The 12,931-nt window shown below is 46.1% G+C and carries 11 protein-coding genes and 1 pseudogene; 5 read left to right on the top strand and 7 right to left on the bottom strand.

Annotation, left to right across the window (positions count from 1 at the left end):
• Nucleotides 1–10 precede the first annotated feature (10 nt).
• The 4 genes and pseudogenes from AB6E54_RS04580 to AB6E54_RS04565 all read left to right on the top strand — a co-directional run.
• Complete coding sequence (locus tag AB6E54_RS04580) at nt 11–1,327, top strand: urate hydroxylase PuuD (RefSeq protein ID WP_280532594.1); 1,317 nt, start codon at nt 11–13, stop codon at nt 1,325–1,327.
• A gap of 264 nt (nt 1,328–1,591) precedes the next feature.
• Nucleotides 1,592–2,365 carry a TIR domain-containing protein gene (locus AB6E54_RS04575; protein ID WP_017061600.1) on the top strand — a complete coding sequence of 258 codons (774 nt, stop codon included), beginning with the start codon at nt 1,592–1,594 and terminating at the stop codon, nt 2,363–2,365.
• Nucleotides 2,366–2,507: 142 nt separating this feature from the next.
• Nucleotides 2,508–2,747, top strand: coding sequence for a hypothetical protein (locus AB6E54_RS04570; RefSeq protein ID WP_371705475.1), 240 nt, complete (start codon nt 2,508–2,510; stop codon nt 2,745–2,747).
• A 16-nt stretch (nt 2,748–2,763) separates the two neighbouring features.
• A pseudogene (locus AB6E54_RS04565) lies at nt 2,764–2,946 on the top strand (GrpB family protein); the annotation flags it as partial.
• Nucleotides 2,947–3,055: 109 nt separating this feature from the next.
• Here the strand turns inward: AB6E54_RS04565 and AB6E54_RS04560 are convergent.
• The gene (locus tag AB6E54_RS04560; protein ID WP_102351827.1) at nt 3,056–3,334 is read right to left on the bottom strand and encodes a hypothetical protein; all 279 of its coding nucleotides are present in this window, start codon (nt 3,332–3,334) and stop codon (nt 3,056–3,058) included.
• A gap of 438 nt (nt 3,335–3,772) precedes the next feature.
• Between AB6E54_RS04560 and AB6E54_RS04555 the strand changes: the two genes are divergently transcribed.
• The gene (locus tag AB6E54_RS04555; protein ID WP_102428168.1) at nt 3,773–4,297 is read left to right on the top strand and encodes a hypothetical protein; all 525 of its coding nucleotides are present in this window, start codon (nt 3,773–3,775) and stop codon (nt 4,295–4,297) included.
• Here the strand turns inward: AB6E54_RS04555 and AB6E54_RS04550 are convergent.
• From AB6E54_RS04550 to AB6E54_RS04525, 6 genes are all read right to left on the bottom strand, one after another.
• Nucleotides 4,294–5,175 carry an AEC family transporter gene (locus AB6E54_RS04550; RefSeq protein ID WP_004732869.1) on the bottom strand — a complete coding sequence of 294 codons (882 nt, stop codon included), beginning with the start codon at nt 5,173–5,175 and terminating at the stop codon, nt 4,294–4,296. The genes AB6E54_RS04555 and AB6E54_RS04550 overlap by 4 nt on opposite strands.
• Before the next feature lie 251 nt (nt 5,176–5,426).
• On the bottom strand, nt 5,427–6,761 hold the full coding sequence (guaD, locus tag AB6E54_RS04545) for a guanine deaminase (protein WP_372106754.1): 1,335 nt from the start codon (nt 6,759–6,761) through the stop codon (nt 5,427–5,429).
• A 59-nt stretch (nt 6,762–6,820) separates the two neighbouring features.
• Nucleotides 6,821–7,702, bottom strand: coding sequence for a xanthine dehydrogenase accessory protein XdhC (xdhC, locus tag AB6E54_RS04540; RefSeq protein WP_102428171.1), 882 nt, complete (start codon nt 7,700–7,702; stop codon nt 6,821–6,823).
• Between the two features lie 67 nt (nt 7,703–7,769).
• Nucleotides 7,770–10,175, bottom strand: coding sequence for a xanthine dehydrogenase molybdopterin binding subunit (xdhB, locus tag AB6E54_RS04535; RefSeq protein ID WP_372106756.1), 2,406 nt, complete (start codon nt 10,173–10,175; stop codon nt 7,770–7,772).
• Nucleotides 10,168–11,613: a xanthine dehydrogenase small subunit gene (gene xdhA / locus AB6E54_RS04530; RefSeq protein ID WP_050632513.1), complete on the bottom strand. Its 1,446-nt coding sequence runs from the start codon at nt 11,611–11,613 to the stop codon at nt 10,168–10,170. The genes xdhB and xdhA overlap by 8 nt, the downstream gene beginning before the upstream one ends.
• A 451-nt stretch (nt 11,614–12,064) precedes the next feature.
• Nucleotides 12,065–12,799 (bottom strand): GntR family transcriptional regulator, encoded by a 735-nt coding sequence (locus AB6E54_RS04525; protein WP_372057752.1) that lies wholly within the window; start codon nt 12,797–12,799, stop codon nt 12,065–12,067.
• Between the last annotated feature and the right edge of the window lie 132 nt (nt 12,800–12,931).

Genomic DNA, 12,931 nt, shown 5'->3' with positions numbered 1-12,931 from the left:
GGAGTTTATTATGGATCCGCATATTACAGAATGGTTGAATCTAGCAATACGCTGGGCTCACATGATTGTTGGTGTTGCGTGGATAGGCGCATCATTTTACTTTGTTTGGTTAGAGAACAACCTTAACCGAGTAAACCCAAAAACGGGCCTTTCAGGCGACTTATGGGCAATTCACGGCGGTGGTATTTATCACCTAGAAAAATACAAACTTGCGCCACCCGAGATGCCAGAGCACCTACACTGGTTCAAATGGGAAGCCTACTTCACGTGGATCACCGGTGTGTGTCTACTGGGTGTGGTTTACTACCTCAACGCGGAGATTTACCTGATTGCACCGGGCTCTGGCCTTGATTCAACAACCGCAATCGCGATTGGTATTGGTTCATTCGTTGCCGGCTGGTTTATCTACGATCTACTGTGTGACTCACCATTAGGTAAAACCCCCGTGTTGCTTGGTGTTGTGCTGTTTGTGTTGCTCGTTGCTGCAACATATGGCCTAACTCAAGTGTTCAGTGGTCGTGGCGCTTACATCCATGTTGGTGCGATCATTGGTACCATCATGGTGGGTAACGTATTCCGCGTTATCATGCCTGCGCAGCGTAACTTGGTGAAAGCGATTGAAGAGAAGCGCGAACCGGATCCGGCATTACCAGCGAAGGGCTTACTGCGTTCTCGTCACAACAACTACATGACACTGCCAGTGCTGTTCATCATGATCAGTAACCACTTCCCAAGCACTTATGGCTCGGAATACAACTGGCTGATCCTTGCTGGCTTAGCGATCTTCAGTATCTTGGTGCGTCACTACTTCAACACCCGTCATGGTAGCCAGAAGTTTGCCTGGACAGTACCTGTAGCGGCATTGGGTATGATCACGCTCGCGTTTGTTACCTCACCTTACGCGAAAAAACAGATGACTCCGGTTGTACAAGCACCAGTGGTTCAAGAAGTGCAAGTAAGCGCGACTGAATCAGCGACAGAAGAACTTGCTGCAAACGACACCGCTTCAACGACTAGTTCTCAGGCCGCACCAGCAGACCACGCAATGCAAACTGCTAGCGCAGGCGTCAGCTTTGAAACCATCAACAAAGTCATTCAAGAGCGCTGTTCTGTGTGTCACTCATCAACCCCGAGCCACGCCGCTTTTGCTGCTGCGCCAGGTGGTGTGATGTTTGATACGCCAGAAGAGATCAAAGCCAACGTCCCAAGGATTGTTGCTCAAACCGTAACAACTAAGGTGATGCCGCTCGGCAACATGACTCAAATGACTGACGAAGAACGCGCACTGATCGGCACTTGGGTAGAGCAAGGCGCTACGCTTCAATAATGATGTGAATCCTTTACCTAAGAGCATGAGTCTTAGGTGAGGCTTGGGGAGAGTTTGGTTTCGGGCACGCGCCAAACTCATCCCACCCTGTTTCCCCGGTTCCTATAACCGGGGCTTTTTGTTTTTGGACAAAGGTAATGCAGAAATACTATTTAGTTAATGGCATATGTGTATATATGTCACTTAGAGTGTTTTCAGTGTTTGAGTAATAATATGCCAAGCTATATTATATGCAGTTAATTGCTTTTTTAAGGTGTGTTTTCAATGAGAAAACCAAGAATATTTATAGCGTCTTCAGTAGAAAGTTTGGATGTGGCAGAAGCTATTAATGTCAATCTAGATCATGAGTTTGAGGTTACTATTTGGAAAAATGGAACTTTTAAGCTTTCTTCCACTAGTGTTGATGACTTGGTTGCAAAGTCATCTTCTGTTGATTTCGCGTTGTTTATTTTTGCTCCAGATGACATTGCTATGATAAGAAGCCGAGAGCAACATGTCGTGCGAGATAATGTGCTTTTTGAGATGGGGTTATTTGTAGGAGCTATCGGGAAAGAGCGTACATTTTTTATTAAACCTCGAAATCAAGAAATGCACTTACCCACAGATCTTCTTGGCTTAATGCCAGCAGATTATGAAGCTAATCGAAGTGATGGTGATCTTGTTTCTGCAACAAATAGAGCTTGCTCATTAGTTAAGGCTGAAGTTAAAAGGTTAGGTTTATTGAATAGAGAATCTTTGAAAGCTAACACGGTGTTGGAAGTTAACTCTAAAAATTATCCTATTTCTACAGTAGATCTAAAGTTCTTATCGGTTGTTCTTTCATCACACACATCTCGCCCTGATGGCTTGGATTTTTTTCAAATTTGTAATGATGTTCACGAGTCAGATAGTTTAATCAGTTTGGCTGCAATTAAATTGGAACGTCTTGGTTATATTGAAAAAACCATCGAGCATGATAGTTGGGGGAACGGCGTGTATCAGTACTCAATCAATGAAGCAGGGATTGATTTGTTATTGGGTTCAGATTTAGCGTCATGATGTTTTAGTTAAGTCATCGTATAAAACACCCAATATAACCGCTTTGAAGGGGATTTTACCGTTATAGGCATAGTAAATAAATTTGATATGAATCTCTACCCATGGCATTTTTAGTCCAAATTGACTTTAGTTAGGACAAAAAATGGAAGACTTGATAGTCGCGTATTTTAGGGCATTGAGCTCATTCTTTAGGTATCTGTTTCAGTCGATATTGATTGAGTTCATTGGTTACGGATCTGACTGGATAGTCTGTAAAGCATTCACACTAGGGCGCTTCCCCCCATTGATTCCAACTGAAAAAGAGCGAACCAGAATCTCTTATATCGGAGCTATTAGCATCGTGTTGCTTCTGTTAGCAATTGGTGTGTTCAATAGTTTGTGATTCGGAGTGAGGATATATGAAATTTTACCCCGCGGAACAATACCAAGCGGCTTGCAACGAGCTGTTTATCCGATACGAACGTGACATCAAAAAGCTAATCCCTAACGCGAGAGTTGAGCACGTAGGCGCATCTTCTATTCCTTTTGCCGTGTCTAAGGGCGATCTAGATATTTTCGTAGGTATTGAACTTGGTATGTTGTAATCCACATCTGCTGATGATGTGGCCTTGCAAGTGGTCAGTGTTATTGACTATGAGTGGAACTTAAATGTTGATAGCCTAGTGAAGTTAGACTATCAACATTTATTGATTATGATTCTGCAGATTCTGCTTTATCAAGAACTGAATCGTTATAAGCTTTGGTGCCCTTGTAACCTAGGAAAAGCGAAACTATCCATAAAATAAATGATACTGGAGAAGCAATAACGGTGATCGCGCAAACTACGATGAGAATTAAGTTAACAACTCCCCACATGACGCTCCCTGCATACATCTGAGCGCCTCCTGGTATTACAAAACCTAACAGTAGCGCTATCATAGGGTTTTTCATTTTGTTTTGTATGCGAGCTTGTTGAATTGCGTCATTCATAATTATGCTTCCTTATGCATTTAGTTGTTATTCGCGCACTCTACATCTATCTTATTTTTAGTCAAGAATTTAGTTAAATATTTGATTTGATTGATTGTTTTGTGATCTGATATTTGCTGGGTTAATGAGTCTTCCGGTTTTATTGTGTTTGGTTTATGGTTTGATCTGAGATATATAGGGAGGAATATCGCTCTATTGTTTATTACACTACTTTTTGTGCTGTTTTTACTTTCCCCTTACACTCTTTTCAAGTATCGAACCTAGTATCAAATTTCTCTTTGTTATACAGGCAAGTCTCTCATTATGAAGAACTTCTTTGATAGCGAACTCATGCTCTCTAGCTCCTTGAATTTCGTTTTGCTATCGCTTGGGCTAACGCTCCTTTTTCATCTTCCGATTTGGTGTGGGTTCAACTTGAGCCGACGAAAGTGGAAGCTCATGGATTATTTATGGCCGTTTCTAGCGGGTATCGGGATGCTGGGTGCAGTGTCTGAGATTCGTGCGAAAGTAGCGGGTGATTGGGTTGAAACCGAACAAACCAGAGCGGTGGCGATTTTAGAATCGGTTCAGCAGTTTTCTTTGGATAAGCTGAGAAGTGATACCTGCACCGGTCAACCATCTTTAGATAATCACGCTCAGCACCATGAAGCGTGTTTGTGGTATTTGAATACGGCGATCACGTTCAAAGATGTCGATTTCACCTTGTTACCCAACGCATCGGATTTTACGGTTCCTGCGCCTAACGTATCGCTGGTGGAAAGTGATGCCGTGTGGGTGGATGGTATGCTGAGTCAGTATGAGATGCAGAAAAACCAATACATAAAAACCAGAGAAGCGCAGGTGAAGCAGCCATTAGAAAGCCTCTTCTGGTATGTGAGTCCTTACTTAGTCTGTTTCGCTATTGCTCTGCGCCTTACTAAAGTGACGGCAGAGCTTAAACTGGATAAGTGCGTAAACAATTAACTCGACATAGACAGCGCGAACGACAGTAAAATAGGCAAGGTAACCACACTTAGGAAGTTGCCGAACAACACCATAGACGCGACTTTAGGCGGCTCGACATTGAACCTTTCTGCGAACAGGTAGTTCATCACGGCGGGTGGCAGCATGGTGAACAGCACCATCATCTGAAGATGCAGCGTAGGCAGCGGGATAAAGAAATAGATGATGGCAAAGGCGATGGCTCCTGTGAATAGCGATTGAGCCGTACACAGCAAGCCAACTTTGAGTCCGCTTAGCTTCAAGTTCACCATTTGCGAACCCAACGACAACAGCATGATGGGCACGGCTGCTTGGCCGAGTAGCGATGTTGCTTCGTAGATTGGATTCCATACTGCAATTCCAGACAGGTTGAGCGTCATCGCTAATGCTGCGGCTAAGAATATCGGCATCTTGAGGATCTGTTTGATCGGATTACCTTCACTCAACAGCGCCAAGCCAACACTAATGTGCACGCAAGCCGACACCACAAACAGCAGTACTGCAGGGGCTAATGCGCTCTCACCAAAGGTATACGTGAACAGAGGAATCGCCAGGTTGCCACTGTTGCGGAACATGTGTGGCGGCGCCCAAGCTTTGAAGTTGAGCTTAAAGATCTTACAGATTGGTATCATCAATAAAGCGGGCACCAACACCGCGACCAAAGAAGCGGTGATGAGTGGCAGTTGTTCGGTGTCGAGGGGCATGGTGGTCAGCGATGCAAAAACCAAAGCAGGAATACAAACATCCATGTTGATGCGATTGATCGGTTTGAAATCGGGCTTGAGCCAACGACCCACCGCAAAGCCAGCACTGGCTAAAGCAAAAACGGGAAACAGAATGCTGACGACCTGTTCGAACATAGAATTCCTTTCTAAGCGAGAGTGATGATTTGTTTTAAACGGACAAATTACAACCTAATGCCATTAAACCTAACCTATCAACATAAGGCAGCCGCGTCATGGGTGTGGAGCACACCACGAGCAATTATTTGTATTTCTTTGAATTAGGGACAAAAAAAGACCAGCGGCGTTAACGGCTGGTCTTTAAAAGCTAGGCGAATCTGGACGGGTTCTTAACAACAAAGGTTACCTAGCGTGTGTTTATTAGCGAACTAACTAACGAGCTTCTTGTAATCTTTGAAGTTCACATCGTAGGCCTTTTCGCCATAGATGTAAGTCTCGCTGACGGTTCTGTCGTCACCCAGGCTCATTAGTACAAATAGCTTCTCTTCGAGCTTGGTCGCTTGTTCCATTCGGAAGCGCATCAGCTGTGTAGCGTGCAAGTCGAGCACCACGAAATCCGCTTCTTTGCCTACTTCTAAGTTACCGATTTTATCTTCTAAATGCAGAGAACGTGCGCCACCTAAAGTTGCCAAGAACAGCGATTTAGCAGGGTGAAGTTTCTCTTGTTGAAGTTGCATGATTTTGTACGCTTCGCTCATGGTTTGCAGAATCGAGAAGCTGGTGCCTGCGCCGACATCAGTCCCCATACCAACACGAATGCCGTGTTCTTCCATCTCTGGTAATCGGAATAGGCCAGAGCCTAAGAATAAGTTCGAAGTTGGGCAAAAGGCGATGGCAGATTCAGTATCAGCAAGGCGTTTACATTCGCAATCAGACAAGTGAATGCCATGGGCGAAAACCGAACGTTTGTGCAGTAGGCCATAGTGGTCATACACATCCAAATAGCTGTCGCGCTCTGGGAACAGTTCTTTTACCCATTCAATCTCTTTCTCGTTTTCAGAAAGGTGCGTGTGCATATACACATCTGGGTACTCTTCTAGCAATTTACCAACGGTAGCCAATTGTTCTGGTGTACTGGTTGGCGCGAAACGAGGTGTCACGGCATAAAGCAAACGGCTGCGGTTGTGCCATTTCTCAATCAGTTCTTTGGAGTCGGCGTAGCCAGATTCTGGCGTGTCGGTGAGGTAATCAGGCGCATTGCGATCCATCAAAACCTTACCCGCAATCATACGTAGGTTGCGCTTCTCAGCTTCTTCAAAGAAAACGTTAACCGACTCTTTGTGTACCGTGCCGAACACGAGTGCCGTGGTTGTGCCGTTGCTTGCTAGTTCGTCTAGGAATAGCTTCGCCACTTTGTGTGCGTAGACTGGGTTTTTGAAGCGCTTTTCTTCTGGGAAGGTGTAGTTCTCTAACCAATCAAGAAGTTGCTCACCGTAAGACGCGATCATCCCTGTTTGAGGGTAGTGGATGTGCGTATCAATAAAGCCAGAGGTGATCAGCTTGTCTTTGTATTCTTTGACTTCGAGTGTTTTAGGTTGGCGAGCCAATACCTCGTCGACATGGCCCAAGTCGACGACATGGCCGTTCTCAACCACTAAAACACCGTCTTCAAAATAGTCGTAAGACTCATCGATGCCGACGTCTTTTGGGTCGGCGACGCTGTGTAAAATACTGGCGCGATAAGCTTTGCGTTGCGTTGTCATGTTTACTTCCTTTTAATGACTTCAGCGACGTTATGGCCACTGAAGCTTTGCGACTTGTGTTAGGCGATCTTCTCTTCCAATGGTGGTTCGCCTACGTCGCTTGGTTGACTGTGTTGATCGGTCAAACCCTGATTTCGATATTGTTTGGTTGGGCGCTTTTGTTCAAGCGCTTGGCCTTGATAGTGTGCGATCAGTTCACCCGCAACCGATACCGCAATTTCGGCAGGATGTTTGCCATTCACGGCGCTAATGCCAATCGGGCAAAGCATGGTTTCGATTTGTTCTTGGCTGTAGCCGCGCTGCTCTAAGCGGAAGTCGAACTTCTTACGCTTGGTAAGCGAGCCGATCATGCCAAAGTAACGGCTGTCTTCACGGTCAATAATGGCTTTGGTTAGGTCAAAATCGAGCTGGTGGTTGTGGGTCATCACAAGGTAATAACTGTTTGGTTGCATGTGTTTCACTTCACCGACTGGGTCGTCTGAGACAAGCTTTTTAACACCGTGTGGCAGCGTTTCAGGGAACACTTCTTCACGTTCATCAATCCAGGTCACACGGAAGGGCAGAGTCGCGACAATGTGCAGCAGCGCTTTGGCAACGTGCCCAGCGCCAAACAGCACAAGGTGATTCTGCTGAGTGCCAATCGGTTCAAAGCTTAATGTTGCCATTCCGCCACAACACTGGCCCAAACGAGCGCCTAGGTTAAAACGTTCCACTTTGAGCGACTTTTCACTGGCAATCAGCATTTCACGCGCCATTTTGGTGGCCACATGTTCAAGGTGACCACCACCAATCGTAGCGATGATTCGGTCACGAGTGACAAGCATCTTGGTACCCGCATCACGTGGCACTGAGCCTCTGTCTTCAAGCACTGTCACCATGACACATGGTTCGTAGCTCTCTTCCAGCTTTGCCAGTTCGTGAATCCAATTATCCTTAAACATATGTCCTCCTAAATCCCTTCTGTGCTTCCTAAGCTGTTTATTACGCCCTATGCCATATCTGTCAGCTCTAAGCCGTTTCTGATTGAGCATCGACCGAGGTCGGAGTCGTTTCAGTGACTTCCTGAATCGCCATCAGAATACGTTCTGGCGTTGCAGGTGTGTTGAGCTTAGGAATCGCGCCATCGACGGCGACATAGCTAATGGCATCTTTCAATGCACTCCATACCGACATACCCAACATGAAAGGTGGCTCACCCACGGCTTTCGAGTTGAATACTGTGTCTTCTGGGTTGCTGCGGTTTTCCAAAAGGTGCGTTCTGAAATCAATTGGCATATCAGCAATCGCAGGGATTTTGTAGCTTGCAGGGCCGTTGGTCATTAAGCGGCCTTGCTGGTTCCACACCAACTCTTCCGTTGTTAACCAACCGACACCTTGCACAAAGCCACCTTCGACTTGGCCGATATCAATTGCTGGGTTCAATGAAGCGCCCACGTCATGCAAAATATCGACACGCAGGATCTTGTTCTCGCCGGTTAGGGTATCGACGATAACTTCTGAACAAGATGCTCCGTATGCGTAGTAGTAGAACGGGCGACCGCGTGCTTTCTCGTGATCGTAATAGATCTTCGGAGTGCGGTAGAAACCAGTGCTCGATAGCGAGATTTGGTTAAACCAAGCCAGTTCAACAAATGAGTTGAAGGTCATGAGCTCATCGCGGATCTGCACCATGCCGTTCTTAAACACCACCTCTTCAGGCCACACTTTGAAGTGCGAAGAAGCGAAGTCGATCAGGCGCTGCTTAATGGTCATTGCGGCGTTTTGCGCGGCCTTACCGTTGAGGTCGGTGCCCGATGAGGCTGCGGTTGGTGATGTGTTCGGAACTTTGTCTGTGTTTGTAGCGGTGATCTGGATACGTTCGACATCGACTTGGAACTCCTGTGCAACGATTTGTGCCACTTTGATGTTCAAGCCTTGCCCCATTTCCGTACCACCGTGATTCAAATGAATACTGCCATCGGTGTAGATATGGATGAGCGCACCTGCTTGGTTCAAGAAAGTCGCAGTAAACGAGATGCCGAATTTCACGGGTGTGATCGCAAGGCCTTTCTTCAAGATAGGGCTTTGCTTGTTGAACTCAGCGATTTCTTTACGACGTGCGTGATAGTCACTGCTGCGTTCAAGCTGTTCGGTTATCTCAGGTAAAAAGTTGTCTTCAACGGTTTGGTAGTAATGGGTCACGTTACGGCCTTCTTCGCCGTAGTAGTTCGCCTTACGTACTTCCAAAGGATCTTTTTTCAGGTAACGCGCAATCTCGTCCATGATGTGTTCGATGGTCATCATGCCTTGCGGGCCACCAAAGCCACGGTAAGCGGTATTCGATGCGGTGTTGGTTTTGCATCGGTGACCAACCACAGTTGCATCGCCTAAGTAATAAGCGTTGTCTGAGTGGAACATCGCTCGGTCGACGATAGAACTTGATAAGTCTGGCGAGTAACCACAGTTACCTGAAACGGTAATATGGGCACCTTGAATCACACCATTGTCGTCAAAACCGACCGTATATTGATTGTAGAATGGGTGGCGTTTACCGGTTTGCTGCATGTCTTCACTGCGTAGCAAACGCATTTTTGTAGGTCGGCCTGTAAGGTGGGCAATAACCGCGGCCATACACGCTGGAGAGGCTGCTTGAGTCTCTTTACCACCGAAACCACCGCCCATACGACGCATATCAATCACGACTTTGTGCATCGGTACGCCAATCACTTCCGCAACCAATTTTTGAACTTCGGTCGGGTTTTGTGTCGAGGTGTAAACGATCATGCCGCCGTCTTCGGTTGGCATTACGCTACTGATTTGCGTTTCTAGGTAGAAGTGTTCTTGGCCACCGATCTCTAGGTCACCAGAGATCACGTGTTTCGCTTTTTTCAGTGCTGCTTTTGAGTCACCACGCTGTTGAGTGTGGCTTTCTGTTACGAAGTGCTCTTTTGCCAGCGCTTCTTTCACATCAAGAATGGCTGGTAGCTCTTCGTATTCAATAACGGCTGCGTGCGCGGCTTTGCGTGCGGTTTCTAGATCGTTAGCTGCCACAGCAATCACAGGTTGGCCGTAGTATTCTACTTTGCCATCGGCAAGCAGTGGGTCGCCCGGTAGGATTGCACCAATGTCCAATTCACCTGGTACGTCTTTGGCTTGAATGGCAATCGCCACGCCTTCAAATTCGTAACACGGTGATAAATCTATATTGGTAATGTTCGCGTGTGCTTGAGTGCTCAGGCGTGCGTAGACGTGCAGCTGATTTGGGAACTCTAGGCGGTCGTCAATGTATACCGCTTCGCCCGTGACTTGCTTGGCTGCACTGTCGTGTTTTACGCTTTTACCTACGCCAGTTTTTAGGTCTTGTTTTGCAATGGTAACCATCTCTTCGTGGGTCATCGCATTGCTCTTGTGAACAGAGGAATTTGATTTAGACATAAGACGTTACCCTTGTTTCGATTTGGTTGTTTTTGTTCTGCTGTTCAATGAAGTAACGACGCAACATATTGGCTGCCGACAATGAACGGTATTCTTGGCTGGCACGGAAATCAGATAGCGGCTCAAAGTCGTTATACAGTTCCTGCATCGCTAACTTAATATTAGCGTCTGTCCATGGTTTGCCTAATAACGTATTTTCACAACGCGCCGCGCGCTTAGGTGTTGCAGCCATACCGCCGAAAGCGATACGAGCGTAAGAAACCTTGCCGTCTTCGATTTGAATATCAAACGCACCACACACCGCAGAGATGTCGTCGTCTAAACGTTTAGACAGTTTGTAAGCTCGGAAGCTGTCGTTAGTTGGCTTAGGAATGATGATCTGTTCAATGAACTCACTCTCTTTTTGCGCCGTCACTTTGTAGCTGATGAAGTAATCTTCAATCGGCATGGTGCGTGACTCGTCACCGCAACGAAGTTTGATCTTTGCGTTAAGGGCAATCAGCAGAGGAGGGGTGTCACCGATAGGCGAAGCATTCGCTACATTACCGCCGATGGTGCCTTGGTTACGCACTTGCAGTGAAGCAAAGCGATGCAGCAGTTCACCAAAATCTGGGTAGTGTTTTTTCAATAGTGAGTAAGAATCACTGATAGGCAGGTTGGCACCAATGATTAGATCGGTGTCGGTCTCTTCACATACCTTCATGTCTTCAACAAGGTTCACGCTGATCAGTGTTTCAATCTCACGATGGAATTGCGTCACTTCCAGCGCTAAATCCGTACCGCCAGCAACCAGCTTAGCGTTCGGGTGGGCTTGAAAAAGCTTGGCCAACTCATCGGTGCTTTTTGGGGAAAAAGCGGTGAGGTGACCAAGGCGTAAGTTGGCCTCAGTGTCTTGAATGCTTTCTAGCTTCTTGATGGTGTTGCGTTCAAGTTCAGCAAATTGGTCGATCAAAGGTTGGTCTGTTGAAAGTGACATCGCAGCATCAACAATTGGTCGGTAGCCTGTACAACGACATAGGTTACCCGCCAGTGATTCCATGACGTCTTCTTTGCTCGCATCGGGTTTGTTTTTGCCTAGCGCAAACATCGACATGATGAAGCCCGGCGTGCAGTAACCACACTGTGAACCGTGAAAATCAACCACCGCTTTCTGGACGGGGTGCAAAGAGCGATCTCGGTTTTGTAGATCTTCTACTGTGATCAGTTGCTTTCCATGCAGCGCTGAAACGAACGTCAGGCAAGAGTTCACCGAGCGGTATTGCAGCTGTCCATCAACCACTTCACCCAGAACTACCGTACATGCACCACAGTCACCCGACCCACAACCTTCTTTGGTACCGGTTTTATTAACCTTGGTACGAAGGTAGTTGAGCACTGTCATATTTGGCGACAGATTATCTTCACGTCTTATTTCCTGATTGAGCAAAAAAGTAATCAAGAGACCTCCTTGTAAATCGACATATTTCCATGTGTATTCTTTTTGACTTCTAGGTCAATAATTATCCATCCTGACCCTGTGGTCAACTATTTATTTACAAAAATGCAACAATAAGGTTCTGCGTTTGATTGTATACAATTTACTTGATTATCTATTTGTTTGTTTTATAAAGAGTTGATGGAATTTTGATGAGTTTAATGGTGTGAATGCGTTTTTAACGATGTATACAAAAATTGTAGGATTTTAAGGAAGCGAGTACATCGGTGTTATTCAGTTTTATAGCCTCATTCAGGCAAGTAATAACAAGGCGAACAGGGGAAGTCGTGGTGATTTTCTAACGATGGAAGAGGGCTTTACGCATAAAAAAGAGAAGTAAACGCTGAGGCTTACTTCTCTCTTGTTTGTTAACGAAAAGTTGTTAACAAAAGGTTGGGCTATCTAGTTAGCAGAACTATGATTTGCTCTTAAGCAGATCTGAGAACACGACATGCAGATCACTAGAAGCTGTGCTGCTGTCTAGGTTGAGCTTCGAACGAATATGGCTTAGGTGTTCTTGCATCAACTCTACGGCTTGTTGTTCATTGCCTGACTCTATCGCATCCAGTAAGCCTGAGTGTTCGTCTAGAGAACAGTTCGAGTGGTTGCCCGTTTCGTACTGAGCGATCAGCAGTGAAGTTTGCGATACCAAGCTGCGTTGGAAAGCCAGCAGTGGCGCGTTCTCTGCCATTTCAGCCAATTTGATGTGGAACTCACCAGACAAACGTAGGCCAGAGCCGTAATCGCCTTGGTCGAAAGCACTGTTCTCTTTCGCGACCAATTTTCTGCACTCTTCGATTTGAGCTTTGGTCGCGTTTTTAACGGCTAGCTCGGTGATAGCAATTTCCATTACTTCACGTGCTTTAAATATCTGTTTGGCTTCGTCTACTGTTGGAGCCGCAATCACAGCTCCTCGGTTAGGGCGGATCACCACAACTTGCTCCAAAGAGAGTCGTAGTAAGGCACGACGGATAATAGTACGGCTAACGCCAAAGATTTCTGCGAGGGCTTCTTCGCTTAATTTGGTGGCTGGTGGCAGCCTTTGTTCTAGTATCGCGTCGAAGATATGGCAGTAAACAACATCGTCTTGAGTCTGGCCTGATACTTTTGTATTTATACCTTTGGAGACAGAGTTTTTGAGAGCTGTCATAGAGATAAGGGCCCTTGTTTAGTCGAGTAGGGTGGGTTGAGCATGATTCGTGAGTGTTACCTTACATTGTATACACTTATCTATACAATGCCACTGGCTGAAAGTGCGATGTACGCTTATTTGTTAACGACT

It is taken from the genome of Vibrio sp. 10N.247.311.49, assembly GCF_041467655.1.
Taxonomy (GTDB): domain Bacteria; phylum Pseudomonadota; class Gammaproteobacteria; order Enterobacterales; family Vibrionaceae; genus Vibrio; species Vibrio crassostreae_C.
The sequence above is the reverse complement of the archived record's forward strand: the minus strand, read 5'-3'. Positions and strand labels throughout refer to the sequence as shown.

Excerpts from the sequence above, each read along its gene's own strand:
- AB6E54_RS04580 (WP_280532594.1), top strand. The coding sequence starts at position 11 with ATGGATCCGCATATTACAGAATGGTTGAATCTAGCAATACGCTGGGCT.
- AB6E54_RS04575 (WP_017061600.1), top strand. The coding sequence starts at position 1,592 with ATGAGAAAACCAAGAATATTTATAGCGTCTTCAGTAGAAAGTTTGGAT.
- AB6E54_RS04570 (WP_371705475.1), top strand. The coding sequence starts at position 2,508 with ATGGAAGACTTGATAGTCGCGTATTTTAGGGCATTGAGCTCATTCTTT.
- AB6E54_RS04560 (WP_102351827.1), bottom strand. The coding sequence starts at position 3,334 with ATGAATGACGCAATTCAACAAGCTCGCATACAAAACAAAATGAAAAAC.
- AB6E54_RS04555 (WP_102428168.1), top strand. The coding sequence starts at position 3,773 with ATGGATTATTTATGGCCGTTTCTAGCGGGTATCGGGATGCTGGGTGCA.
- AB6E54_RS04550 (WP_004732869.1), bottom strand. The coding sequence starts at position 5,175 with ATGTTCGAACAGGTCGTCAGCATTCTGTTTCCCGTTTTTGCTTTAGCC.
- guaD (WP_372106754.1), bottom strand. The coding sequence starts at position 6,761 with ATGACAACGCAACGCAAAGCTTATCGCGCCAGTATTTTACACAGCGTC.
- xdhC (WP_102428171.1), bottom strand. The coding sequence starts at position 7,702 with ATGTTTAAGGATAATTGGATTCACGAACTGGCAAAGCTGGAAGAGAGC.
- xdhB (WP_372106756.1), bottom strand. The coding sequence starts at position 10,175 with ATGTCTAAATCAAATTCCTCTGTTCACAAGAGCAATGCGATGACCCAC.
- AB6E54_RS04525 (WP_372057752.1), bottom strand. The coding sequence starts at position 12,799 with ATGACAGCTCTCAAAAACTCTGTCTCCAAAGGTATAAATACAAAAGTA.